Source organism: Pseudomonas sp. BP11-1-1, assembly GCF_052112105.1.
Lineage (GTDB): Bacteria > Pseudomonadota > Gammaproteobacteria > Pseudomonadales > Pseudomonadaceae > Aquipseudomonas > Aquipseudomonas alvandae.
The window spans coordinates 289,120-314,034 of sequence record NZ_JAUTYU010000002.1 but is presented as its reverse complement, the minus strand read 5'-3'; the positions used below and the strand labels follow the sequence as shown (position 1 = coordinate 314,034).

At 60.8% G+C, this 24,915-nt stretch carries 22 protein-coding genes; 11 read left to right on the top strand and 11 right to left on the bottom strand.

Going from position 1 to position 24,915, the window contains the following annotated elements:
• Positions 1-290: 290 nt before the first annotated feature.
• From Q7C33_RS04995 to Q7C33_RS04970, 6 genes are all read right to left on the bottom strand, one after another.
• Positions 291-1,259, bottom strand: coding sequence for a CDP-6-deoxy-delta-3,4-glucoseen reductase (locus tag Q7C33_RS04995; protein ID WP_198797515.1), 969 nt, complete (start codon positions 1,257-1,259; stop codon positions 291-293).
• Entirely contained in the window at positions 1,259-2,725 is a 1,467-nt protein-coding gene (gene ubiD / locus Q7C33_RS04990; protein ID WP_198797516.1) for a 4-hydroxy-3-polyprenylbenzoate decarboxylase, read from the bottom strand. The genes Q7C33_RS04995 and ubiD overlap by 1 nt, the downstream gene beginning before the upstream one ends.
• Positions 2,726-2,804: 79 nt before the next feature.
• Positions 2,805-4,760 (bottom strand): acyltransferase family protein, encoded by a 1,956-nt coding sequence (locus Q7C33_RS04985; RefSeq protein ID WP_198797517.1) that lies wholly within the window; start codon positions 4,758-4,760, stop codon positions 2,805-2,807.
• 134 nt (positions 4,761-4,894) lie between these two features.
• Positions 4,895-6,154, bottom strand: coding sequence for a transcription termination factor Rho (gene rho / locus Q7C33_RS04980; protein ID WP_003206716.1), 1,260 nt, complete (start codon positions 6,152-6,154; stop codon positions 4,895-4,897).
• 241 nt (positions 6,155-6,395) lie between these two features.
• Complete coding sequence (trxA, locus tag Q7C33_RS04975; protein WP_003206727.1) at positions 6,396-6,725, bottom strand: thioredoxin TrxA; 330 nt, start codon at positions 6,723-6,725, stop codon at positions 6,396-6,398.
• A gap of 121 nt (positions 6,726-6,846) precedes the next feature.
• Positions 6,847-7,554: a FadR/GntR family transcriptional regulator gene (locus Q7C33_RS04970; protein ID WP_323154107.1), complete on the bottom strand. Its 708-nt coding sequence runs from the start codon at positions 7,552-7,554 to the stop codon at positions 6,847-6,849.
• Between the two features lie 255 nt (positions 7,555-7,809).
• Between Q7C33_RS04970 and Q7C33_RS04965 the strand changes: the two genes are divergently transcribed.
• The 5 genes from Q7C33_RS04965 (at position 7,810) to ppx (ending at position 12,414) form a co-directional block, all read left to right on the top strand.
• The gene (locus Q7C33_RS04965) at positions 7,810-8,595 is read left to right on the top strand and encodes a transporter substrate-binding domain-containing protein (RefSeq protein ID WP_258648506.1); all 786 of its coding nucleotides are present in this window, start codon (positions 7,810-7,812) and stop codon (positions 8,593-8,595) included.
• Between the two features lie 21 nt (positions 8,596-8,616).
• Positions 8,617-9,285, top strand: a complete 669-nt coding sequence (locus Q7C33_RS04960) for an amino acid ABC transporter permease (RefSeq protein ID WP_030138142.1) — start codon at positions 8,617-8,619, stop codon at positions 9,283-9,285.
• The gene (locus Q7C33_RS04955) at positions 9,282-9,932 is read left to right on the top strand and encodes an amino acid ABC transporter permease (protein WP_198797519.1); all 651 of its coding nucleotides are present in this window, start codon (positions 9,282-9,284) and stop codon (positions 9,930-9,932) included. Before Q7C33_RS04960 ends, Q7C33_RS04955 begins: the two co-directional genes overlap by 4 nt.
• Positions 9,919-10,653 (top strand): amino acid ABC transporter ATP-binding protein, encoded by a 735-nt coding sequence (locus Q7C33_RS04950; protein WP_030138144.1) that lies wholly within the window; start codon positions 9,919-9,921, stop codon positions 10,651-10,653. Before Q7C33_RS04955 ends, Q7C33_RS04950 begins: the two co-directional genes overlap by 14 nt.
• Positions 10,654-10,911: 258 nt before the next feature.
• Positions 10,912-12,414, top strand: a complete 1,503-nt coding sequence (gene ppx, locus Q7C33_RS04945; protein WP_030138145.1) for an exopolyphosphatase — start codon at positions 10,912-10,914, stop codon at positions 12,412-12,414.
• A 206-nt stretch (positions 12,415-12,620) separates the two neighbouring features.
• On the opposite strand, the gene ppk1 is transcribed toward ppx, so the two are convergent.
• Positions 12,621-14,837 carry a polyphosphate kinase 1 gene (gene ppk1 / locus Q7C33_RS04940; RefSeq protein ID WP_030138146.1) on the bottom strand — a complete coding sequence of 739 codons (2,217 nt, stop codon included), beginning with the start codon at positions 14,835-14,837 and terminating at the stop codon, positions 12,621-12,623.
• Between the two features lie 17 nt (positions 14,838-14,854).
• Positions 14,855-15,868 (bottom strand): porphobilinogen synthase, encoded by a 1,014-nt coding sequence (gene hemB, locus Q7C33_RS04935; protein ID WP_030138147.1) that lies wholly within the window; start codon positions 15,866-15,868, stop codon positions 14,855-14,857.
• Positions 15,869-16,072: 204 nt separating this feature from the next.
• Here hemB and Q7C33_RS04930 point away from each other — a divergent pair, with 204 nt between their 5' ends.
• Positions 16,073-16,696 (top strand): DedA family protein, encoded by a 624-nt coding sequence (locus tag Q7C33_RS04930; protein ID WP_030138148.1) that lies wholly within the window; start codon positions 16,073-16,075, stop codon positions 16,694-16,696.
• Here the strand turns inward: Q7C33_RS04930 and Q7C33_RS04925 are convergent.
• The gene (locus Q7C33_RS04925) at positions 16,677-17,912 is read right to left on the bottom strand and encodes a sterol desaturase family protein (protein ID WP_407682931.1); all 1,236 of its coding nucleotides are present in this window, start codon (positions 17,910-17,912) and stop codon (positions 16,677-16,679) included. The genes Q7C33_RS04930 and Q7C33_RS04925 overlap by 20 nt on opposite strands.
• A gap of 121 nt (positions 17,913-18,033) precedes the next feature.
• On the opposite strand from Q7C33_RS04925, the gene elbB reads away from it, so the two are divergent.
• A complete protein-coding gene (elbB, locus tag Q7C33_RS04920; protein ID WP_407682930.1) occupies positions 18,034-18,702 on the top strand; it encodes an isoprenoid biosynthesis glyoxalase ElbB in 669 nt (222 codons plus the stop codon).
• A gap of 139 nt (positions 18,703-18,841) precedes the next feature.
• Here elbB and Q7C33_RS04915 read toward each other — a convergent pair whose 3' ends face one another.
• Together Q7C33_RS04915 and Q7C33_RS04910 are read right to left on the bottom strand one after the other, a co-directional pair.
• Positions 18,842-19,297: a YaiI/YqxD family protein gene (locus Q7C33_RS04915; protein WP_030138151.1), complete on the bottom strand. Its 456-nt coding sequence runs from the start codon at positions 19,295-19,297 to the stop codon at positions 18,842-18,844.
• 94 nt (positions 19,298-19,391) lie between these two features.
• Complete coding sequence (locus Q7C33_RS04910; RefSeq protein ID WP_407682929.1) at positions 19,392-21,290, bottom strand: FTR1 family protein; 1,899 nt, start codon at positions 21,288-21,290, stop codon at positions 19,392-19,394.
• A gap of 312 nt (positions 21,291-21,602) precedes the next feature.
• Here Q7C33_RS04910 and Q7C33_RS04905 point away from each other — a divergent pair, with 312 nt between their 5' ends.
• The 4 genes from Q7C33_RS04905 (at position 21,603) to Q7C33_RS04890 (ending at position 24,870) form a co-directional block, all read left to right on the top strand.
• Complete coding sequence (locus tag Q7C33_RS04905) at positions 21,603-22,997, top strand: COG3014 family protein (RefSeq protein ID WP_198797524.1); 1,395 nt, start codon at positions 21,603-21,605, stop codon at positions 22,995-22,997.
• 18 nt (positions 22,998-23,015) lie between these two features.
• Positions 23,016-23,387 carry a YcfL family protein gene (locus Q7C33_RS04900; RefSeq protein WP_030138154.1) on the top strand — a complete coding sequence of 124 codons (372 nt, stop codon included), beginning with the start codon at positions 23,016-23,018 and terminating at the stop codon, positions 23,385-23,387.
• A 148-nt stretch (positions 23,388-23,535) separates the two neighbouring features.
• Positions 23,536-24,123, top strand: coding sequence for a penicillin-binding protein activator LpoB (gene lpoB, locus Q7C33_RS04895; protein ID WP_030138155.1), 588 nt, complete (start codon positions 23,536-23,538; stop codon positions 24,121-24,123).
• Between the two features lie 3 nt (positions 24,124-24,126).
• Positions 24,127-24,870, top strand: coding sequence for a penicillin-binding protein activator LpoB (locus Q7C33_RS04890; protein WP_407682928.1), 744 nt, complete (start codon positions 24,127-24,129; stop codon positions 24,868-24,870).
• Positions 24,871-24,915 lie beyond the last annotated feature (45 nt).

Genomic DNA, 24,915 nt, shown 5'->3' with positions numbered 1-24,915 from the left:
TGTGAGGATCAAGGCAAGTTAAATGCCATTACGTCCGCATATACGTTATCGGTATCTGGCCCGCCAGCTAAATACCGAAACGCAATATGGGAAGTTATATCGATGGGTAACGTGGCATCCGCTTTGGTGGCGAGGGGATTTATCCCCGCTGGGCTGAGCAGCAGCCCCAAACAAGGCACTGAGTGGGCCAGGAAGATTGAGTTCACTGCATTAGGGCTGCTGCGCAGCCCAACGGGGATAAATCCCCTCGCCACAAAAAGCTCAACTGAGCCTGGGCTGATAAGTACAGCTCAAGCCCGCGGCGCATACGCGAACACATCGGCGCGCATCTGATGAGCGTCCATGCCGGCTTCCACCAGCGCATCGAGCGTGGCGTAGATCATGGCCGGCGAGCCGCTGGCGTAGACGTAGACACCGGAGAGATCGCTGATGTCCTCGCACACTGCCTCGTGGAGCATGCCGCAGCGCCCCTCCCAACCACAAAGATCGCTGACGACTTTGTGCAGATACAGGTTTGGCAGCTTCTTCCACTCGTCCCAGTGTTCGATTTCATAGAAATCTTCCGGCCGCCGCACACCCCAATACAGATGCACCGGGTGCTTGAAGCCTTGGGCGCGGCAGTGCTCGATCAGGCTGTGCATCTGCGCCATTCCGGTGCCGGCGGCAATCAAAACCAGCGGGCCATCCGGGAGTTCGGACAAATGGGTGTCGCCGAATGGCATCTCGATACGCACATTGGGGTTGCGCTGCAGTTGCTCCAAAAGCGTTTGCGCACTGTTTTCGCGCACCAGCACATGCAATTGCAGGTCGCGCCCCGAGTGCGGCGCCGAGGCCAGGGAGAACGCCGACTTCTCACCGTTCTCCCGCTCGATCATCAAGTATTGCCCGGCGTGATAGCGCGGAGGCTTACCCGCCGGCGCACGCAAGTGCACCCGCCAGACATCGCCACCAACATCGGCGCACTCGATCACCTGGCATGCGAGAGTGCGCACCGGCAGCTCACCCGGCGACAGCACGCCATCCCACAGCAGCACGCAGTCCTCCAGAGGTTCGGCGATGCAGGTAAAGACCTCACCGTGGTCACGCACTTCACCGGCCTGCTCCACGCGACCTTCCACCAACAACGCGCCACAAACGTGACAGTTGCCGTTGCGGCAGCTCTGTGGGCATTCGTAGCCCAGGCGCCGCGCGCCATCGAGTATCCGCTCGGCCGACTCTATCTCCAGCACCGCACCGGAAGGCTGCAAGGTTACACGCATCAATCTATTCCTAACTGATTCCAGATGGCATCGATCCGTTGGGTAACGGCTTCATCCTTGACGATAACCCGGCCCCATTCGCGGGTGGTTTCACCGGGCCATTTATGCGTGGCATCGAGGCCCATCTTCGACCCCAGGCCAGACACCGGCGAGGCGAAGTCGAGGTAGTCGATCGGCGTGTTCTCGATCATCACCGTGTCGCGCTTGGGGTCCATGCGCGTGGTGATGGCCCAGATCACGTCATTCCAGTCCCGTGCGTTGATATCGTCGTCAGTGACAATAACGAACTTGGTGTACATGAATTGTCGTAAAAACGACCAGACGCCCAACATGACCCGCTTGGCGTGCCCCGGATACGACTTCTTCATGGTCACCACGGCCATGCGGTACGAGCAACCTTCGGGCGGCAGGTAGAAATCGGTGATTTCCGGGAATTGCTTTTGCAGGATCGGCACGAACACTTCGTTCAGCGCGACACCGAGAATCGCCGGCTCGTCAGGCGGACGACCGGTGTAGGTGCTGTGGTAGATCGGCTTGATGCGATGGGTGATGCGCTCGACGGTGAACACCGGGAAGCTGTCCACCTCGTTGTAGTAACCGGTGTGGTCGCCGTACGGCCCTTCATCGGCCATTTCGCCGGGGTGGATCACGCCTTCAAGGATGATCTCGGCAGTGGCCGGCACTTGCAGGTCATTGCCGCGGCATTTCACCAATTCGGTACGGTTGCCGCGCAGCAGGCCGGCAAACGCATATTCGGAAAGGCTATCGGGCACCGGCGTGACCGCGCCGAGGATCGTGGCGGGGTCCGCGCCCAGGGCGACGGACACCGGGAATGGCTGGCCAGGGTGTTTTTCACACCACTCACGGTAATCCAGCGCGCCGCCCCGATGGCTCAGCCAGCGCATGATGACCTTGTTACGGCCGATCACCTGCTGGCGATAGATGCCCAGGTTCTGGCGGTCTTTGTTCGGGCCTTTGGTGACGGTCAGGCCCCAGGTAATCAGCGGCCCTACGTCGCCTGGCCAGCAGGTCTGCACGGGCAGCATGGCCAGGTCGACATCGTTGCCCTCGATCACCACTTCCTGGCAGATCGCGTCCTTGACGACCTTCGGCGCCATGGAAATGATCTTGCGGAAAATCGGCAGTTTGGACCAGGCGTCCTTCAGGCCCTTCGGCGGCTCGGGTTCCTTGAGGAACGCCAGCAGCTTGCCGATTTCGCGCAGCTCGCTGACGGCTTCCGCGCCCATGCCCAAGGCCACGCGCTCCGGCGTGCCAAACAGGTTGCCCAGCACCGGAATGTCATAACCCGTCGGGTTTTCAAACAGCAACGCCGGGCCTTTGGCCCGAAGCGTGCGGTCGCAGATTTCCGTCATCTCCAGCACTGGAGAGATAGGAACCTGAATGCGTTTCAACTCGCCGCGCTGTTCAAGCTGCTGCACGAAATCCCGAAGATCCTTGAATTTCATTGAGATGCCACCCCGAAAATAGGCGTACATCCTACCTGCTCTAACGCCCAAACAGCAGCCCGTGCGTGCGCGGCGGCGATCAATTGCCGGTTGACCCCAGCAACACCGGGGCAAACAGCGGGCTCAGCCGGGCACTACCGAGATCAGACAGATGGTCCTCGTCCTTGTACTGCGAGTAACCGTTGACCTCAATGCTGCAGACCTGCCCCGCACACATCAACGGGGTCGGGTCAATGACATGCACACCGGGATCGGCGCTACTCATTGAGTCAAACAAGGCACTGAGGAAATGTTGACGGGCCAAGTGCTCCTCAAGTGGGCGACCCAACCCTTCAGCTGAACGCCCAGCCCGCGCCAGGCTCGTCAATCTGCTGATAGCGCCCTTGCGCTGCAGCGGCACTTCCTTGAACAACCAAACCTGTACGCCCGCCGCCCTCAACATCGCGACCCGAGCCTTGAGCGCCGCAGCCATACGCGCCTCGGCTTCGGCCGTATTGTCGGAGGCGTTGAGCAATACCTTCTTGTCGCCGTCCTCACGGCCGTATACGTACAGACTCCAATTGGAAGCCAGCACCACATCCTTGATCTGCAGGTGACGAACCTGTTCCATGGTCTTTTCGTTGAAGTCCCTGCAGCGCTGGCGCAGGTCATCGCTGACGATTGGCGGACAGGCGCTCATGCTGTAAAGCCAAACCGGGCGCCCCTCACGCGTGGCATTGTCTTCAATCGCCGGCAACAGCGCAGCGGCGTGGCTATCGCCCCAAAACAGTTGGGTCGCCGGCGCCTCTTTGCGTTCGCCAACCAGGCAGGCCTTGTCCAGGTTCTTGTCAGAAGTCACGAGCATGCATTCCATCTGCCCAGCCTTCCAATCCCGCGCTTGCGCATACGCCAACGCCTTGCCGGTAAGGCGCTGGGGAAAGCCATCCGCTGAACGCACCACCGAACCTGTCACCGCCAGGGCGACCATGGCCAACAAACCGCCCACCAACACCGGCTTGCGCCCGGGCAACACGCGTTTTTCACGAAACGGAAGCTCTACGAAGCGCCAGCTCAACCAGGCAAGACCCAACGCCAACAGGATCCAGCCCACGGCTTCCAAATGCCCGATACCGTCGATGGAAACGGCATTGGCGTAGACGTAGACCGGCCAATGCCACAAGTAAAGGGAATAGGAAATCAAGCCAATCCAGACGAGCACCCTGGTACCGAGCAGTCGGGCGACCCAGCTCGAACCCTGCCCCCCAGACCATATCAGCGCAGTGGCGCCGAGGACCGGCAGTAAAGCAGCCCAACCTGGAAACGTCGTGGCCCTGTCAAAAGTGAACACCGCCGCCAGCACCGCTGCCAACCCGGCCACGCCCGCCAAGTGACAGACCCACGGCTTCGTGATGTGTCTCGGCTTTGGCAATACCGCAAGCATCGCACCGCACAACAGCTCCCAAGCGCGTGTCGGCAACGAGAAGAAAGCGACATCAGGTTTGCGGTCGATATAAGCGACGTTGAGCCCGAAGGAAATCAGCAATACGGCAAACAGCATCCAGCGCCAATGACGAACATGGCGCATCAACAACACCATCAGCAACGGGAAGAAAATGTAGTACTGCTCTTCGACGGCCAAGGACCAGGTATGAAGCAGCGGTTTCAGATCCGACGCTGGCTCGAAGTAACCGTCCTCACGCATGAACAAGATGTTCGAAATGAACAGCGACTGGTAACGAACCGTTCGGCCAAGCTCCGAAAAATCCTTGGCGGTCAGCAACAACCAGCCCAAGGCTAACGTCACCAACAGCACCAGGCTCAAGGCTGGGAGGATGCGGCGCGCACGTCGAGCCCAGAAGTCGACGAAACTGAAGCGCTGCGCACTGATCTCGCGAAACAGGATACCGGTGATCAAGAATCCGGAGATGACAAAGAAAACATCGACCCCGACAAAGCCGCCACTGAACGTGCTGAAGCCGAAGTGAAACAGTACCACCGGAATAACGGCCAGGGCCCTCAAGCCATCGATGTCACGGCGATTGCCAAACGTGTGCATAACGCTCCTTGTCGTTTGAAGTACAGACGTCAACAGCAAGGACACTGCTGGTCTTGGAAAGTTGTCCATTTTGATACATTCAGCCGAAAAAAAGGGCGCCCTGTGTGGGGCGCCCTTTTATGCGTAGCTTCGTGTTACTTGCGCTTCATCGACAGGAAGAACTCATCGTTGGTCTTGGTCGTTTTCAGCTTGTCGACCAGGAACTCGATGGCAGCGACTTCATCCATTGGATGCAGCAGCTTGCGCAGGATCCACATGCGCTGCAACTCGTCATCGGCGGTCAGCAATTCTTCGCGACGGGTGCCGGAACGGTTGATGTTGATGGCCGGGAATACACGCTTCTCGGCGATGCGACGGTCCAGGGGCAGTTCCATGTTGCCGGTACCCTTGAACTCTTCGTAGATCACTTCGTCCATCTTCGAGCCGGTCTCGACTAGCGCGGTGGCAATGATAGTCAGCGAACCGCCCTCCTCGATGTTCCGTGCGGCGCCGAAGAAACGCTTCGGTTTCTCCAGGGCATGGGCATCGACACCACCGGTCAGCACCTTGCCGGAGCTCGGGATCACGGTGTTGTAGGCACGGGCCAGGCGGGTGATGGAGTCCAGCAGGATCACCACGTCTTTCTTGTGCTCGACCAGACGCTTGGCCTTCTCGATCACCATTTCGGCAACCTGCACGTGACGGGTCGGCGGCTCGTCGAACGTCGAGGCGACCACTTCGCCGCGCACGGTGCGCTGCATCTCGGTCACTTCTTCCGGGCGTTCGTCGATCAGCAGTACGATCAGGTGAACTTCAGGATTGTTACGGGCGATGTTGGCCGCGATGTTCTGCAGCATGATCGTCTTGCCCGCTTTCGGCGGTGCCACGATCAAGCCACGCTGGCCTTTGCCGATGGGTGCGCACAGGTCGATGACACGACCGGTGAGGTCTTCGGTGGAACCGTTGCCGGCTTCCATCTTCATGCGCACGGTCGGGAACAGCGGGGTCAGGTTCTCGAAGAGAATCTTGTTCTTCGCGTTTTCCGGACGGTCGAAGTTGATCGTGTCGACCTTGAGCAGCGCGAAGTAACGCTCGCCTTCCTTCGGAGGGCGGATCTTGCCAACGATGGTGTCACCGGTGCGCAAGTTGAAGCGACGGATCTGGCTCGGCGAGACGTAGATATCGTCTGGGCCGGCGAGATAGGAAGCGTCTGCGGAGCGAAGGAAGCCGAAGCCGTCCTGGAGAATCTCCAGCACGCCATCACCGGAGATTTCCTCGCCGCTTTTCGCGTGCTTCTTGAGCAGGGAGAAAATCACGTCCTGCTTGCGCGAACGGGCCATATTTTCTATGCCCATCTGTTCGGCCAATTCGAGCAGTTCGGTAATCGGCTTTTGCTTGAGTTCAGTCAGATTCATATAGGAATGACGTAATCATTTATGGAGGGGGGAAATTAAGCTTTTGGCTTAATGAGGCCGCGCCGCGGAGAAGGCGACAGGATCGCGTACTTGTTCGAAAGGAGAGCGTCGGCGACGGCTTGCAGGGGGCAATGGAGAAACCAGTGCGGGGCCGAATGTAACACCTCGATTTGCGAGCGTCTAGCCCCGAATAACGAAAAAGCCCCGCGATTTGCGGGGCTTTTGGCAGGACATTCGACGCTTAGATGTTGGCGTCGAGGAATGCCGCCAGTTGCGACTTCGACAGCGCGCCGACCTTGGTGGCCTCGACGTTGCCGTTCTTGAACAGCATCAGGGTCGGGATACCGCGCACGCCGTGCTTGGCCGGGGTTTCCTGGTTTTCGTCGATGTTCAGCTTGGCAACGGTCAGCTTGCCCTTGTAGGTCTCGGCAATTTCGTCCAGGACCGGAGCGATCATTTTGCAAGGACCGCACCACTCAGCCCAATAGTCGACCAGCACTGCGCCTTCGGCCTTGAGTACGTCAGCTTCGAAGCTAGCGTCGCTAACGTGTTTGATCAGATCGCTGCTCATGGAAATCTCCGGGGTAATCAGCAAAAAAACGTGGCCCATCATAGCTGCCCTTCCCAGGTTCAGGAAGCCGCAGTTGATTGAGTCTCGCTATGACGAACGATGGCTTTGGATATCGCCGAGGTCATGGGGCAGCGGGCGTGACAAAGGAAATACCGGTACGCAGCGCAGCGTTACGTACATGTTCCTGCATGGCTTTTTGCGCCGAGGCCGAGGCTCGGCGGGCCAATGCACGAAGGATCTTGCGGTGTTCCTGCCAAGTCTCCATCGCCCGCTCCGCCCTGATGAACGGTAGCTTCTGGCTTTCCAGGAAGATGTCGGCGCTGGCGGTGAGGATGCTCAGCATGGCCTGGTTGCCGCTGGCCAGCAGGATGCGTCGATGAAACTCGAAATCCAGCTGGGCGGCCGCGTCGAAGTCCCCGGCCTTCAGTTCCCGGCGCATGGCCTCGACGTTGTCGTCCAACGCATCGAGTTCATCGGCGCTCAACGTCACGGCAGCCAATCCCGCCGCGAAACCCTCGAGGGCATAGCGTAATTGAAAGATATCCACAGGCGAGGCCTGGGCCGCGAAGGGCCAACCCGGTGTCGAGTCGCTGCGCGGTTCTTGCGCGGCCGATTGCACGAATACTCCCCGGCCCGGCTGCACGCTGATCATCCCCAGGGCACTCAACGATGAAAGCGCCTCGCGCAGGGACGCCCGGCTCACACCCAGTTGAACCGCCAGATCACGCTGCGAGGGCAGCGCGTCCCCCGGGCCGAAGCCCTCGTCGGCGATCAGTTTACGGATGGCTTGCAATGCCACTTCAGGAACGGCACGAGCGATGGAGTTCATGATTTTTTCAGACAAACCGGGCCAGTGAGCGACTAGTTGTAATGCTATTCGCCGTGCCCGGCAAGTCGTGCCCCAGCAGGGTTCGGTGGCAAATGCCAACGCCCGATAAAGGTGCGAAACGCGGCCCAACTGTTCAGACCAGTAAGACCGCATCCCACCAGCAAAACCGTGGCTTTGACCCGATAAAACCCGCCTTGGCATGGCCTGTGCTCTGTCCGATCGCAGAAACCACACCATCGACTGCGGAGATTCACCATGATCCAGCGTTGCAGCGTCCTGCTCACTGCCCTGTTTGCCAGCCTGATGCTTTGCCAGGTGCCCGCCCACGCCGATGGCCTGGAGGATGTGGTCAAGCGCGGCACGCTCAAGGTTGCTGTGCCACAGGATTTCCCGCCGTTCGGTTCGGTCGGTCCGGACATGAAGCCGCGCGGCCTGGACATCGACACGGCGAAGCTGCTGGCCGACCAGCTCAAGGTCAAGCTGGAACTGACACCGGTCAACAGCACCAACCGCATCCCTTTCCTGACCACCGGCAAGGTTGACCTGGTGATTTCCAGCCTGGGCAAGAACCCCGAGCGCGAAAAGGTCATCGATTTTTCCAGCGCCTACGCGCCGTTCTACCTGGCGGTGTTCGGTCCGCCTGATGCCGCCATCAACACCCTGGACGACCTCAAGGGCAAGACCATCAGCGTCACCCGTGGCGCCATCGAAGACATCGAGCTAACCAAGGTCGCCCCCGAAGGCGTCACCATCAAGCGCTTCGAAGACAACAATTCGACGATTGCCGCTTACCTGGCCGGCCAGGTGGACCTGATCGCCAGCGGCAACGTGGTGATGGTCGCCATCAGCGAACGCAACCCCAAGCGCGTCCCCGCGTTGAAAGTGAAACTCAAGGACTCGCCGGTCTACGTCGGCGTGAACAAGAACGAGCCGGCATTGCTCGACAAGGTCAACCAGATCCTCTCCACCGCCAAGACCGATGGCAGCCTGGAAAAGAATTCGCAGACCTGGCTCAAGCAGCCGCTGCCGGCCGATCTCTGACCGTCGCTTGAGAGGCTGAGCATGGCTTATCAGTTCGATTTCCTGCCGGTGGTGCAAAACACCGAGCTGCTGTTGCGCGGTGCGCTGTTCACCCTCGAGCTGACGGCCATTGGCGCGTTGCTCGGGGTCGGCGTTGGCATCGTAGGGGCCGTGGTCCGGGCCTGGAATATCCGTCCGTTCGCGGCGATCTTTGGCGTGTACGTGGAGTTGATCCGCAACACGCCGTTCCTGGTGCAGTTGTTTTTCATCTTCTTCGGCCTGCCGTCCCTGGGCTTGCAGATTTCCGAGTGGCAGGCGGCGGTGCTGGCGATGGTGATCAACCTGGGTGCGTATTCCACCGAGATCATCCGCGCCGGCATCCAGGCGATCCCGCGAGGGCAACTGGAAGCAGCAGCGGCGTTGGCAATGAGCCGCTTCGAAGCGTTCCGCCACGTGGTGCTGTTGCCAGCGCTGGGCAAGGTCTGGCCGGCCCTGAGCAGCCAGATCATCATCGTGATGCTCGGCTCGGCGGTCTGTTCGCAGATCGCCACCGAAGAGCTGAGCTTTGCGGCCAACTTCATCCAGTCGCGCAACTTCCGCGCCTTTGAAACCTACGCACTGACGACGCTGATCTATCTGTGCATGGCGCTGTTGATCCGACAGTTCCTGAATTGGATCGGGCGTCGCTATATCGCCAGGAGCAGCCAATGAGCGATTTCACCTTCTGGGACGTGGTGCGCAACCTGCTCACCGGCTTGCAATGGACCCTGGCGCTGTCGCTGGTGGCGTTTATCGGTGGCGGCGTGATCGGCCTGCTGGTGATGGTCCTGCGCATTTCAAAAAGCGCCCTGCCCCGCAACATCGCCCGCACCTATATCGAGCTGTTCCAAGGCACCCCACTGTTGATGCAGCTGTTCCTGGTGTTCTTCGGCGTAGCGCTGGCCGGGGTGGAGATTTCTCCCTGGATGGCCGCGGCGATTGCCCTGACGCTGTTTACCAGCGCCTATCTGGCGGAGATCTGGCGCGGTTGCGTCGATTCGATTGCCCATGGCCAGTGGGAAGCCTCCGCGAGCTTGGCCCTCAACCCATTGGAGCAATTGCGCTATGTGATCCTGCCCCAGGCCCTGCGCATTGCCGTGGCGCCGACGGTGGGGTTTTCCGTGCAAGTGGTCAAGGGCACGGCCGTGACGTCGATCATCGGCTTTACCGAACTGACCAAGACCGGCGGCATGCTCGCCAACGCTACCTTCGAACCCTTCATGGTGTATGGCCTGGTCGCCCTCGGCTACTTCCTGCTCTGCTACCCCCTGTCCCTCAGTGCGCGCTACCTGGAAAGGAGACTGCATGCCTCTGCTTAGAATCACCGCCCTGCATAAATACTATGGCGATCACCACGTGCTCAAAGGTATCGACCTGAGCGTCGAGGAAGGCCAGGTGGTGGCGATCATCGGCCGCAGCGGCTCGGGCAAATCCACCCTGCTGCGCACCCTCAACGGCCTGGAATCGATCAACGATGGCGTGATCGAAGTCGACGGCGAATACCTCGATGCCGCCCGCGCCGACCTGCGTAGCCTGCGCCAGAAAGTCGGAATGGTATTCCAGCAGTTCAACCTGTTCCCGCACCTGACAGTCGGCGAGAACGTGATGCTGGCGCCGCAAGTTGTGCAAAAAGTGCCCAAGGCCAAGGCGGCCGAACTGGCGCGGCAGATGCTGGAACGAGTCGGGCTCGGCGAGAAATTCGATGCTTTCCCTGACCGCTTGTCCGGTGGCCAGCAGCAACGGGTAGCAATTGCCCGCGCCCTGGCGATGTCGCCGAAAGTGTTGCTGTGCGATGAAATCACCTCGGCGCTGGACCCGGAACTGGTTAACGAAGTGCTCAGCGTGGTGCGTCAACTGGCCAAGGAAGGCATGACGCTGATCATGGTCACCCATGAAATGCGCTTCGCCCGGGAGGTGGGTGACAAGCTGGTGTTCATGCACCAGGGCAAGGTGCACGAGGTGGGCGATCCCAAGGTGTTGTTCGCCGACCCGCAGACGGCGGAACTGGCGAATTTTATCGGGACGGTCGAGCCCGCCTGACGGTCGATGAAAGCTCTTGTGGCGAGGGAGCTTGCTCCCGCTCGATTGCGCAGCAATCGCAGAATCTGCCTGCCGATGTATTCCTGGTGTACCGGGTTGATTGGTTTTTGGGGCTGCTGCGCAGCCCAGCGGGAGCAAGCTCCCTCGCCACAAAGGCGCGTTGCAGCCTGCTCTGGCTCAAGGGTTTGGTTCAGGCGCGTTGGCGTAAGCGGTCGATCGTGGCAGGATGGCAAGGTTATCGACCGAGACTTTTTGACCATGCCGCCATCCCAAGCCAAGAATCTGTCCCTGATCGCTGCCATTGACCTGGGCTCCAACAGCTTCCACATGGTCGTCGCCAAGGCCCAGAACGGGGAAATCCGCATTCTTGAGCGGCTCGGCGAGAAGGTCCAACTGGCCGCCGGCATCGACGAAGAGCGCAAGCTCAGCGAAGAATCGATGCAACGCGGGCTCGATTGCCTGAAGCGCTTTGCCCAACTGATCAACGGCATGCCCCTGGGCGCGGTGCGGATCGTCGGCACCAACGCCTTGCGCGAGGCGCGCAACCGCGGCGAGTTCATTCACCGCGCCGAAGAGATCCTCGGCCATCCGGTGGAAGTCATCTCCGGCCGTGAAGAAGCGCGCCTGATCTACCTCGGTGTTTCCCACACCCTGGCCGACACCCCCGGCAAGCGCCTGGTGGCGGACATCGGAGGCGGCAGTACCGAGTTCATCATCGGCCAGCGCTTCGAACCGCTGCTGCGCGAAAGCCTGCAAATGGGCTGTGTCAGCTACACCCAGCGTTATTTCCGCGACGGCAAGATCACCCCGGCCCGCTACGCCCAGGCGTACACGGCGGCGCGCCTGGAAATCATGAGCATCGAACATGCCCTGCATCGCCTGACCTGGGATGAGGCCATCGGCTCCTCGGGAACCATCCGCGCCATCGGCCTGGCACTCAAGGCTGGCGGCCACGGCAGCGGTGAAGTCAACGCCGAAGGCCTGGCCTGGCTCAAGCGCAAGGTGTTCAAGCTCGGCGAATCGGACAAGATCGACTTCGACGGCATCAAGCCTGATCGCCGGGCGATTTTCCCGGCGGGCCTGGCGATCCTCGAGGCGATTTTCGACGCCCTCGAACTGCAACGCATGGATCACTGCGAAGGCGCCCTGCGCGAAGGCGTGCTGTATGACCTGCTGGGTCGTCATCATCACGAAGACGTCCGCGAGCGCACCCTGGGCTCGCTCATGGAGCGTTATCACGTCGACCAGGAACAAGCCGTACGGGTCGAGCGCAAGGCGCTGCATGCCTTCGACCAGGTGGCCGACGATTGGGACCTGAACGACGGTGTCTGGCGTGAACTGCTGGGCTGGGCGGCCAAGGTCCATGAAGTGGGCCTGGACATTGCCCACTATCATTATCACAAGCACGGCGCCTACCTGATCGAGCACTCGGACCTGGCGGGCTTCTCCCGCGAAGACCAGCAAATGCTCGCGCTACTGGTACGCGGCCATCGACGCAATATTCCCAAGGATAAATTCGCCGAGTTCGGCGACGACGGCATCAAGCTGATTCGCCTGTGCGTGCTACTGCGCTTTGCGATCCTGTTCCACCACATCCGTGGCACCCAGGAAATGCCGCAAGTGGCCCTGCGTGCCGACGGCGATCAGTTGGATGTGATGTTTCCTGACGGTTGGTTGGAAGAGAACCAACTGACCCAGGCCGACTTCGCCCAGGAAGCCGAATGGCTGACTCGGGTGGGGATTTTGCTGAACATTCACTGAGTCCAGCGACAACACAGATCTCTTGTGGCGAGGGGATTTATCCCCGTTGGGCTGCGCAGCAGCCCCAAAGCCTGGCACCGCGGTGCATCAGCTTCATTGGGTTCAATCTTCCAAGGGCTGCTGCGCAGCCCAGCGGGGATAAATCCCCTCGCCACAGCAAGCTGCCTCGCCACAAAAGCGAAGCCTGCCCCCCAACCGTCGAGCTTTTATCGCACCGCCAACACCGGGTTGCTCAAGCGCTCCAGCAAGGTCGCCTGGGCGCTGCGCGGGTTCTGATTGCCGGTCGGGGTGTTGCGGATATAGCGGCCATCCGACTGCAAACTCCAGCTGTGGGTGTTGTCGGTGAGGTAGCTCTCCAGCTCCTTCTTGACTCGCAAAATCAGCTTCTTGCCTTCCACCGGGAAGCAGGTCTCGACGCGCTTGTCGAGGTTGCGCTCCATCCAGTCGGCGCTGGACAAGAACATCTGCTCCTCCCCACCGTTGAGGAAGTAGAACACCCGGGTGTGCTCCAGGAAGCGCCCGATGATCGAGCGGACGTGGATGTTGTGGGAGACACCGGGGATGCCCGGTCGCAGGCAGCACATGCCGCGCACCACCAGGTCGATGCGCACGCCCGACTGGCTGGCCTTGTACAACGCACGGATGATCTTCGGATCGGTCAGTGAGTTGAACTTGGCGATGATGTGCGCAGGCTTGCCGTCCAGGGCGAATTGCGTCTCCCGGGTGATCATGTCGAGCATGCCCTTTTTCAGGGTGAACGGCGCATGCAACAGCTTCTTCATGCGCAACGTCTTGCCCATGCCGATCAACTGGCTGAACAACTTGCCGACGTCTTCACACAGGGCGTCGTCGGAAGTGAGCAGGCTGTAGTCGGTGTAGAGACGGGCGTTGGCGGCGTGATAGTTGCCGGTGCCCAAGTGGGCGTACCGCACGATCTCGCCGGCCTCACGGCGCAGGATCAGCATCATCTTGGCGTGGGTCTTGAAGCCGACCACGCCGTAGATCACCACCGCGCCGGCCGCTTGCAGGCGGCTGGCCAATTGCAGGTTGGATTCCTCATCGAAGCGTGCGCGCAGCTCGATCACCGCCGTGACTTCCTTGCCGTTTCGCGCCGCGTCCACCAGCGCATCGACGATTTCCGAGTTGGCGCCGCTGCGGTACAGGGTCTGGCGCACCGCCAACACATGGGGGTCCTTGGCAGCCTGGCGCAGCAAGTCGACCACAGGCGTGAACGACTCGAAGGGGTGCAGCAGCAAGATGTCCTGCTTGCTGACCACGCTGAAAATGTTCTCGCTGTTCTGCAGCAGTTTCGGGATCTGCGGGGTGAACGGCGTGTATTGCAGCTCCGGATGGCTGTCCAGGCCGGTAATGCTGAACAGACGTGTCAAGTTCACCGGGCCATTGACTTGGTACAACTCGGTCTCATGCAGGTTGAATTGCTTGAGCAGGTAGTCGGACAGGTGTTTCGGGCACGTATCGGCCACTTCCAGGCGTACCGCATCGCCATAGCGACGGGAGAACAACTCGCCGCGCAGGGCGCGCGCCAGGTCTTCGACGTCCTCGGTGTCCACCGACAGGTCGGCGTTTCGGGTCAGGCGGAACTGGTAGCAGCCCTTCACTTTCATGCCCTGGAACAGGTCATCGGCGTGGGCGTGGATCATCGACGACAGGAACACATAGTTGTCGCCCGGGCCGCCGACGTCTTCGGGCACACGGATGATCCGCGGCAACAGGCGTGGCGCTGGAATGATCGCCAGGCCGGAATCGCGGCCAAAGGCGTCGATGCCTTCCAGCTCGACGATGAAGTTCAGGCTCTTGTTCACCAGCAGCGGGAACGGGTGCGTCGGGTCGAGGCCGATCGGGGTGATGATCGGCGCGATCTCGTCGCGGAAATAGCGGCGCACCCAGGTCTTGAGCTTGGTGGTCCAATAGCGGCGACGGATGAAGCGCACCTGGTGCTTTTCCAGCTCAGGCAACAGGATGTCGTTGAGAATCGCGTATTGGCGATCCACATGGCCGTGGACCAGCTCGCTGATGCGCGCCAGGGCCTGGTGCGGTTGCAGGCCGTCGGCTCCGGCCTGCTCGCGGGCGAAGGTGATCTGTTTCTTCAGGCCGGCGACGCGAATTTCGAAGAACTCGTCCAGGTTGCTGGAGAAAATCAGCAGGAATTTCAGCCGCTCCAGCAGCGGATAGGACTCGTCCAGCGCCTGCTCCAGCACGCGGATGTTGAATTGCAGTTGCGACAGCTCGCGGTGGATGTACAGGCTGCTGTCATCCAGGTTGGGGATCGCAATCGCTGGCGCTGGAGGCACCTCAGGCACGACCGGTGGAGCCGGCTCCAGCTCTGGCGGCGTTTCGGCGACCTGCTCGACCACGGGCTGAGCGTCTTTTACGGCAACTTCTGTGAGTCCTTCGGTATTCATCGCAAGTTCCTGGGAGGCTATTTCTGCTCTCGAAGCAATTGGGCGGCGCGCACGGCAAAGTAAGTCAGAATGCCATCAGCGCCCGCGCGTTTGAAAGCGGTCAGGGATTCGAGAATCACCCCTTCGTTCAACCAGCCGTTCTGTATCGCGGCCATGTGCATCGCGTATTCGCCGCTGACCTGATAAACAAAGGTCGGCACTTTGAACTCATCCTTGACCCGATAAAGAATGTCGAGATAAGGCATCCCCGGCTTGACCATGACCATGTCTGCCCCTTCTGACAAGTCGGCGGCCACTTCGTGCAGGGCTTCATGGCTGTTGGCCGGGTCCATCTGATAGGAGGCCTTGTTGGCCTTGCCCAGGTTCAGGGCCGAGCCGACGGCATCGCGGAAAGGACCGTAGTAGGCGCTGGCGTACTTGGCCGAGTAGGCCATGATGCGCACATTCACATACCCGGCCACTTCCAGGGCTTCGCGGATTGCCTGGATGCGGCCGTCCATCATGTCGGACGGCGCCACCACCTGCGCGCCGGCCTCGGCGTGGGACAGCGCTTGCCTGACCAGCGCATCGACGGTGACGTCGTTCTGCACGTAGCCATCTTCATCGAGAATGCCGTCCTGGCCGTGGGTGGTAAAGGGGTCCAGGGCAACGTCAGTGATCACGCCCAGCTCGGGGAAACGCTCGCGCAGGGCACGGGTCGCGCGTTGGGCGATGCCCTCCGGGTTCCAGGCTTCGGCGGCGTCCAGGGACTTGAGTTCAGCTGGCGTGACCGGAAACAGCGCCAACGCCGGAATTCCCAGCTCGACCCACTCGGCCGCCGCTTCGAGCAGCAGGTCGATGGTCAAGCGTTCCACGCCGGGCATCGAAGCCACCGCTTCACGACGATTCTCCCCGTCCAGCACGAACACTGGCAGGATCAGGTCGTTGGTCGTCAGGACGTTTTCACGCACCAGCCGACGAGAGAATTCATCGCGACGGTTGCGACGCAGACGGGTAGCGGGAAACAGACGATTGGCAGGGGTAAAGCTCACGGCAGACTCCTGAGCCCGCAGACGGGCGAGCGTGACAGTTATAAGCGGCCATTATGACGAACGTATGACAGTTGTGCGTAGGCGTGACCTGTAGTCGCAGTCATTGTCTTCTGTAGGAAATGTTAACGTCGAGACACATTTCGATACTTTCCTGAATGTGCCTGAAGGGTTAGGCTGCGCGTTCATTTCGCCAGCACCCAGACAATGCTCCAACAATTTCTGCATGACTTCGGCTACTTTGCCCTCTTTATCGGGACGTTCTTCGAAGGCGAAACCATCCTCGTGCTCGCAGGTTTCCTGGCGTTCCGTGGCTACATGGACATCAACCTGGTGGTGGTCGTGGCGTTTTGCGGCAGCTACGCGGGCGATCAGCTGTGGTATTTCCTCGGGCGCAAGCACGGACGCAAGCTATTGGCGCGCAAGCCGCGCTGGCAGTTGATGGGCGATCGGGCGCTGGAGCACATCCGCAAGCATCCGGACATCTGGGTGCTGAGCTTTCGCTTCGTCTACGGCCTGCGCACGGTGATGCCGGTGGCCATCGGCCTGTCGGGCTATCCGCCTGGCCGCTACTTGCTGCTCAACGGTATCGGCGCGGCGATCTGGGCCACGGCGCTGGCCGCCGCCGCGTACCACTTCGGCGCGGTGCTCGAAGGCATGCTGGGCAGCATCAAGAAATACGAATTGTGGGTGCTCGGTGCCCTGCTGTTGCTGGGCTTGGGCTTGTGGCTGCGTCGGCGCATCAAGAATGCGCGACTGGCCAGGAAGGTCCTTGAAGCCGAGCGCCAGGAACAGAGCCGGTCCGGCACACCTACGACGCCAAACGAGTAAACCGGCTGCGGCAGCAATACAGCCCGATACCGCTGAGCAGGCAATAGCAGGACACCCCCACCCAGGCCAGCGGACTGCCCGGCCAAAGCCCGGTCATCGGTGCCAGCCACACCAGTGGCAGGCTCGAAGCCAGCCGCAGCAGTTCCAGCTTCAGCGCCCAAGGGCGATTCTCCAGGGCCACGCCCAACACGAACAGACCGAACGCCACCGCGCCCCCACCCAGTATCAGGGCGGCGGCCGGCAGGCGGTGTTCAAGGTTCATCAAATAGCTGCCCAAGGCAATGTAGACGCAGAACTGCAGCGCCACATATCCCTGCTGGCGGCTTTCCAGCGGCACCTCGAACTTGCGGAACTGGCCCAGGTCCGGCTTGTTCAGCGGATACTTGGCCGCGACATCCGCCGGCCGCCAACCGGTGGGCATGAACCAGATCCGCAGCTTGTCCCGCCAGCGCCCGGCCCGCCGCGCATCAGCCCACAATTGCGCATAAAACTGCAGGTTGGCCCACAACGGATTCCAGCTCGCCAGCGGCGTGGTCACGCCAAAGATCACCGGTTCCCGATCATCCTCTTCCTGGAAGCTGCCAAACAGACGGTCCCAAATAATGAACACCCCGCCGTAGTTGCGATCCATGTAGAGAGGGTTCTGTGCATGGTGGGCACGATGATTCGACGGCGTGACGAAGAACCACTCCAGCCAGCCGAGCTTGGGAATGTGCTGGGTGTGGACCCAGAACTGGTACAGCAGATTCAGCGCCGCGACGCTGATGAACATCACCAGCGGCACGCCCAGGACCGCCAGCGGCAGATAGAAAATCCAGCTCAGCAGGAAACCGGTGCTGGTCTGTCGCAGCGCGGTGGAGAGGTTGTAGTCCTCGCTCTGGTGATGCACCGAATGAGCCGCCCAGAGAATATTACGCTCGTGCCCCATGCGGTGCAGCCAGTAATAACAGAAGTCGTAGAACACGAAGGCGAACACCCAGGTCCAGGCTTTATCGGCAGGCAGCTCGATAATTGCCAAGTGTTCCAACGCAAAAGCGTACGTCACCAGTCCACCGCCTTTGGTCATCAGCCCCGTCGTGGTCGACAGCACCCCGGTACTCAAGCTGTTGATCGCATCCGCCAGGCGATAGTGGCTCACGCCACGCCAGTGATCGGCGAGCAATTCGACGGCAATCAGCACGAAGAAAAACGGCACGGCATACAGGATGAAGTTCATGACGCGACCTGGGCAGGCAAGGCGGGAGAAGTCGGCAGATTAGGTGTAGCCGCCAGATCCCCCTATGGCAACGAGTGACAAATTAGTAGACATTTAACGCCATGAATCTGGAGAAAAGCCCATGAGCAAAAAAGTTGCAGTGATCCTTTCCGGCTGTGGCGTGTATGACGGCGCAGAGATCCACGAAAGCGTGATCACGCTGTTGCGTCTCGACCAGCGCGGCGCGCAGGTCCAATGCTTTGCGCCAAACGTTGCCCAATTGCATGTCATCAACCATCTGACCGGCGAAGAAATGCCCGAAAGCCGCAACGTGCTGGTGGAATCCGCGCGCATCGCCCGAGGCGATGTGAAAGACCTGCGCGAGGCCAAGGCCGAGGACTTTGACGCGCTGATCGTGCCCGGCGGTTTCGGATCGGCAAAAAATCTGTCCAATTTCGCTGTCGAGGGTGCCGGCTGTACCGTCCAGCCGGAAGTCCTGGCGTTGACCGAGGCCTTTGCCGAGGCTGGGAAACCGGTAGGACTGATGTGCATCTCCCCCGCCCTGGCGGCGAAGATCTATGGCCCGGGAGTGAACTGCACCATCGGCACAGATGCCGACACGGCCGCTGCCGTGACCAAGATGGGCGGAAATCATGAGGAATGCCTGGTCACCGATATCGTCGAGGACACCGCGCGCAAACTGGTCAGCACACCCGCCTACATGCTGGCCAAGAACATCAGTGAAGCGGCGTCGGGCATCAACAAGCTGGTGGACCGGGTGTTGGAGTTGACGCACGAGAACGATGCCTGACTCGCCTACCCCTTTCCTGTGGGACCTGTGGGACCTGTGGGAGCGAGCTTGCTCGCGATAGCGGTGTGTCAAGCGATGCATATGCAGCAGGACGGACGCAATCGCGAGCAAGCTCGCTCCCACAGGGGATCCATGAGAATCAGGACAAGCGAGCCAACCGCGTCAGGATCCGATCCAGCGCATTGGCAAACCCTTGCTTGTCCCGCTCGCTGTACGCCGCCGGCCCGCCGCCCATATGGCCCTGCTCACGCAAGTCGGTGAACAAATTGCGCACCGCCAGTCGATCGCCCATGTTCTGCGCGTCGAACTCCTTGCCCCTGGGGTCCAGGGCGGCGACACCCTTCTTCACCAGGCGATCGGCCAGTGGCACGTCGCTGCAAATGACCAACTCACCGGGCACGGCATGTTCCACCAGGTAATCATCCGCCGCATCAGGACCGCTCGGCACCACGATCAGCTTCACCAGGGCCAGGCCCGGCTTGATCTGCGGTTGCCCGGCCACCAGCACCACTTCGAACTGGCGCTTCAAGGCGAACTTGACCACCAGTTCCTTCGCCGCCTTGGGGCAGGCGTCTGCATCAATCCATACGCGCATCAGGGTTGTTCCTCTTTGAAAGCTTCGCGAGCGGGCTCGCTCCCACAATAGACAGCCTACCTCCTGTGGGATCGAGCCTGCTCGCGAAAGGGCTTCAGGAAACCTGGACCCGACGTTTCTCTACCACCCAGCTGCGTCCGTACAGCACAACGATCGCAGTGATCGCCAGCGCCTGGGCCGCCAGCGAATAAGCATCGGCATGAATGCCCAGCCAATCGAAGTCGAAGAACGCCACCGGCCGTGTGCCAAAGATGCCGGCTTCCTGCAATGCCTTCACGCCATGACCGGCGAATACCACCGACAGCGCACACAGCAACGCAGCGTTGATGCTGAAGAACAGCGCCAGCGGCAGTTTCGCCGAGCCGCGCAAGATCACCCAGGCCAACCCCACCAGCAACACCAGGGCCGACGCGCCGCCGGCCAGCACCGCGTTGTGCCCGGCGGGACCGGCCTGCAGCCATAGGGTCTCGTAGAACAGGATCACTTCGAACAGTTCGCGGTAGACCGAGAAAAACGCCAGGATCGCAAAACCGAAACGGCCACCACCGCCCACCAGGCTGCTCTTGATGTAATCCTGCCAGGCCGCTGCGTGACGTCGGTCGTGCATCCATACACCCAGCCACAGCACCATCACGCTGGCGAACAGCGCTGTCGCGCCCTCGAGCAATTCCCGCTGCGCGCCGCTGACATCAATCACATACGCGGCCACTCCCCACGTCGCCAGACCGGCAAGCAAAGCCAATCCCCAGCCGATGTTGACGCTGCGCACCGCCGATTGCTGGCCGGTGTTGCGCAAGAACGCCAGGATCGCCGCCAGGACCAGGATCGCTTCCAGGCCTTCGCGCAGCAGAATCAGCAAGCCGGAGATATAGCTCAACGACCAACTCAAGCCATCGCCACCCAACAGGCCGGCGGATTCCTTCAATTTCGCCTTGGCCGCGTCCAGGCGTTGTTCGGCCTGCGCCACCGGTAGGCCGTCCTGCAGGGACTGACGGAACGCCATCAGGGCCTTTTCGGTGTCCTTGCGCACATTGGGGTCGACGTTATCGAGCGAGCTTTCCACCAGCTCGAAACCTTCCAGGTAGGCCGCTACCGAGAGGTCATAGGCTTGGTCATGATCGCCCGCACGGTACGCCGCGATGCTTTTATCCAATGTGGTGGCGGTGTAGTCGAGCAACTGCCCCGGCCCACGCTGCACTTGTGGCGGTTGGGCGCGTTGGGCACGGAACGTCGCCGCCGCGCCAGGACCTTGGGCAGCCAGGACTTCAGCCGGGGTCTGGCGAGCGAGATCGGCGAGGTTGTACGTCAGCTCGCCTTTAGCCGCGGCCGGATCAGCGCTGAAACTGGCAATGTAAGTGGCCAGGTCCCAGCGTTGCCGATCATCGAGTTGATCGGCGAACGCTGGCATGTCGGTGCCTTCAACGCCCATGCCCAAGGTGTTGTAGATCGCATAAAGACTGAGCCGATCAAGACGCTGGCCGTCACGCAGGTTCGACGGCGGCGGCTCCAGGCCGACGCCGGCCGGACCGTCACCGGCGCCGCTGTCCCCATGACAGACCGAGCAATTCTGCGCATACAGCGGCGCGCCGCGTGTCGGGTCCGGCGTAATGATCGGCGCCTGGCTGACTTCGTACGCTACCGCGAGCCTTGCGCCCAATTGCCGCGCCATGCGAGCCACGTCGCCGCCCTCCTGGCGCTCGGTAATCGCCTTGCGCAAGGTATCGATACCTTGGGCCAACTCAGCTTTTTCCGGCTTGGCTGGCAATTCGGCGATCAAGCCTTCCAAGACCCCGGTGAACTCCAATTGCTCGCGGTATTCGGAATCGTCTATGACCTTCCCCGCCTCGACAGTCGCCGGGTAATCCGCCCCGATGTAATCCAGCAGATGCAGCGCCTTGGGAGCGCCTTCGACGGTATCGGCCAGCAAGTCGGCGCTGCACAGCGCCAACAACGGCAGCGCTAGCCAGGCCAGGAAACGAAACGGGGCAGTCATGAATGACTCTCGATTGGAAATAAGAAGTAACACATTGTTCACTTCCAATGCGCTTGGCTCAAGTGCCTATGTGTTCAAGCAACGCTTTTTCATCGGATATTCACGCTTTGGAGGTGACATCACAAAAACATCATTTAGGGATTAAAAAGCCACTACTCCGACCGAAGCGCTGTTTATAATGCGCCGCCTTCTTATCAACAGACGGCATAAGCGCTCCTCGCTCCGAGGAACCGACGGCGCCCCCAAGGCCTGTCCGTGGATCGCCTCAGCCCGACCCGCACACCCAGGCTGCTATTCAGGGAAGAAATGTTCATGGCATCCCGTGCCGTTTTTTCGGTCGCCCTTGGTGCGATCACCTTGCTGTCCGGCTGTTCAGCCTTCCGCAACTACGACAGTGAGCTGGCCCAGACCAATCAGCAACTGGCCTCCGGCAACGTCGACGCCGCATTGACCCTGTTGGAAAAGAACAACGCCAGCCAGGACAAAGACCTGCTCTATTTCTTCGAAAAGGGTGAACTGTTGCGGGCCAAGGGTGATCTGTCCGGCAGCCAGACAGCCTGGACCAGCGCCGACCAACAGGTCGGACAATGGGAAGACGCGGTCAAGCTCGACACCGCCAAGTACCTCGCGCAGTTCGGCAGCTTCCTGGTCAACGACAAGGTCCGGCGCTACGAGGGCTATGACTACGAAAAGGTCATGCTCACTACGCAGATGGCCCTGAACCTGCTGGCCGTGAATGATTTCGACGGCGCGCGGACGCAAATCAAGAAGACCCACGAGCGCGAAGCGGTGATTGCCGACCTGCGCGACAAGGAATACCTCAAGCGCGAGGAAGACGCCGAGAAGCAAGGGGTCAAGACCGAATACAAGGACCTCAAGGGTTATCCGGTCGCCAGCCTGGACGCGCCGGAAGTGGTCAGCCTGAAGAACAGCTACCAGAGCGCGTTCAGCCACTACTTGGCGGGCTTCGTCTATGAAGCCTTGGGCGAGAAAGACCTGGCTGCGCCGGGTTATCGCAAAGCCGCCGAGCTGCGTCCCAACACCCCGCTGCTGGAGCAGGCCCTGCTCAATCTGGACAAGCCTGCCGCCAAGGGCGACGACAGCGATATCCTGATCGTGGTGCAGAGCGGCCTGGCGCCCTCCCGGGATTCGATCCGCATCCCGCTGCCCTTGCCCATCAGTGGCAACGTGGTGATCACGCCGCTGTCGTTCCCGCTGATCAAGCCGGACACCTCCACCGCGACCTTCGCCCAGATCGGCGTCGACGGCCGTCAACTGGACCTGACCCAGCTCAACAGCACCACCGCCATGTCCCGCCGCGCCCTGCGTGATGACATGCCGGGGATCATCCTGCGCACAACCGTGCGGGCGGTGAGCCGTGGCGTGGCGCAGAAACAGATCAACGAAACCAATCCCTTGGCCGGCCTGGCCGTGGGCATTACCTCGGCCGTGCTCGAAGGGGCCGACACCCGGACCTGGCGCACCTTGCCGGACTACACCCAAGTGGTGCGGCTGCGCCTGAAGAAAGGTGAGCACCAGGTCACCTTGCCAAGCGCAGTAGGCGGCTCGGTGGTGAAGGTCAAGGTCGATCAGCGTTATCAGGTCATCACCCTGCGAGCGGTGGGCAACCAGGTTTTCGCCGGCGGCCTGGCGGCCCAGGTCATCCCGAGCGCCAATCCCACCGCCATCGCCCTCAAGCAACCCTAAGAACGGAGTCTTGTTCACATGCGTTTAAAACTGATCGCCGTCGGCGCCCTGGCCTTGCTGGCCGGCTGCGCCACCCCACCGCCACCGGAGCCGGGCAGCGCCGCCAGCAAGGTCGTGGCGATGGGCAAGACCAAGAACATCGTGGTCGGCGCCATGCGCGTCGCCCGGGAAAACGGCTACCTGACCGTCAACGTGCAGTTGAGCAATACCAGCTTCAACAACAAGAACATGTACTACCGCTTTGCCTGGCTGGGGCCGGAAGGTTTTCCGATCGCAGAAGAGGAAAGCTGGAAAAGCCTGACGCTGTACGGCGAACAGACCCGCTTCCTGCCGGCCATCGCCCCAACGCCCAAGGCCGTGGATTTCCGCTTGGAAATCAATACCCCTTGAGATGCGAAAAACTGTGGGAGCGAGCTTGCTCGCGATAGCGTTCGTTCAGCCTGAATGGTTCGACTGGTACTGCGCCATCGCGAGCAAGCTCGCTCCCACAAAAGTTTGAGTGACGCCTTATCCTTTATTCAGTTTCGAGAGCCCACACATGTTCCTACGCATCTCCTCCCTCGCCCTCGCCGCCCTGCTCGTCAGCGGCTGCGCCAACAACTCGCCGGTACTGGGCAACAAGAACATCAGTTATGGCGACACCAAGGCCGTGGAAACCGTCACCAATGAATTCGGCTCCACCGACCTGCAGATGATCGCCGAGTCGATGACCCGCTCCCTCGCCCAATCCGGCGTCCTGCAGGGTCGCCCGGTGGTTCAGGTCTATGACGTGAAGAACAAGACCAGCGAATACATCGATACCCGGGAAATCACCACCAGCATCAAGACCCAGCTGATGAAGACCGGCGCGGCGCGTTTTGCCAGTGACAACAACGCCATGGACAGCCAGGTCGACCAGCTCAAGTTGCAGAACCAGAGCGGCTTGTACAAAAAGAGCACCGTGGCCAAGACCGGCAACATGATCGCGGCCAAATACCGCATCGAGGGCTCCATCAGCTCCATCGTCAAGCGCAGCGAAGACTACAAGGACGTCTTCTACAAATTCAGCCTGCAACTGATCGACGTCGAAAGCGGCCTGGCCGAATGGATGGACGAAAAAGAAATCCGCAAGACCACGGAGCGATAAGCCATGCGCACATGGATCGGCATGATGGCCCTGGCTTGCGCATTCACTGCGCAAGCGGCCCCAAGAGTCGCGGTGACTGACCTCGCCTATCAGGAGCGTGTGGAGGAGTACATCCACACGGTTTCGGCCCAGAACAATTTCCAGGCGAACGGATACGCCGCCAGCGCCTCGTCGAGCTACGACGAAATGGAGGCCACCAGCAGCTACATCGAACAGGGCGAGCTGCGCAAGTTCACCGGTGATATCAAGGGCGAGATCCTGCGCAGCGGGATGTTCCAGTTGGTGCAGGGCACGCCATATACCGCATCGTCGAAGGGCGACGTCTACGACGTGATCAAGCGGATCAAGGCGGGGAACTTCAAGGGCGCCGACTACGTGCTGTTCGGCACCGTGTCGGACATCGATTTCACCCGCGACATCAACGAGCTGGGCACTGCCGACAGCTACTCGGCGGTGCTTGCCCTGACGTTGGTGGCGGATTTCAGCCTGATCAATACCAAGACCTTTGAAATCACCTCGGCCTTTACCGCCATGGGCGAAGGCCAGGACACCAAGCTGATGAACCACCGGGACGTGCACATCAGCCTCAATCGTCCACGGGTCGTGCGCGAAGTTTCCAAGGCGCTGGGGGAAGACGTGGTGCAGCAGTTGAGCGAACAGCTCGGCGGCCCGATCCGTGAACAGGCCGGCGAACCTGTGCAGCGCAACAGCCTGCCGGGGGATACGGCGCCGGTGATCCTGCGCTGATCAACATCGTTGGGGGTGCTTTTTGTGGCGAGGGGATTCATCCCC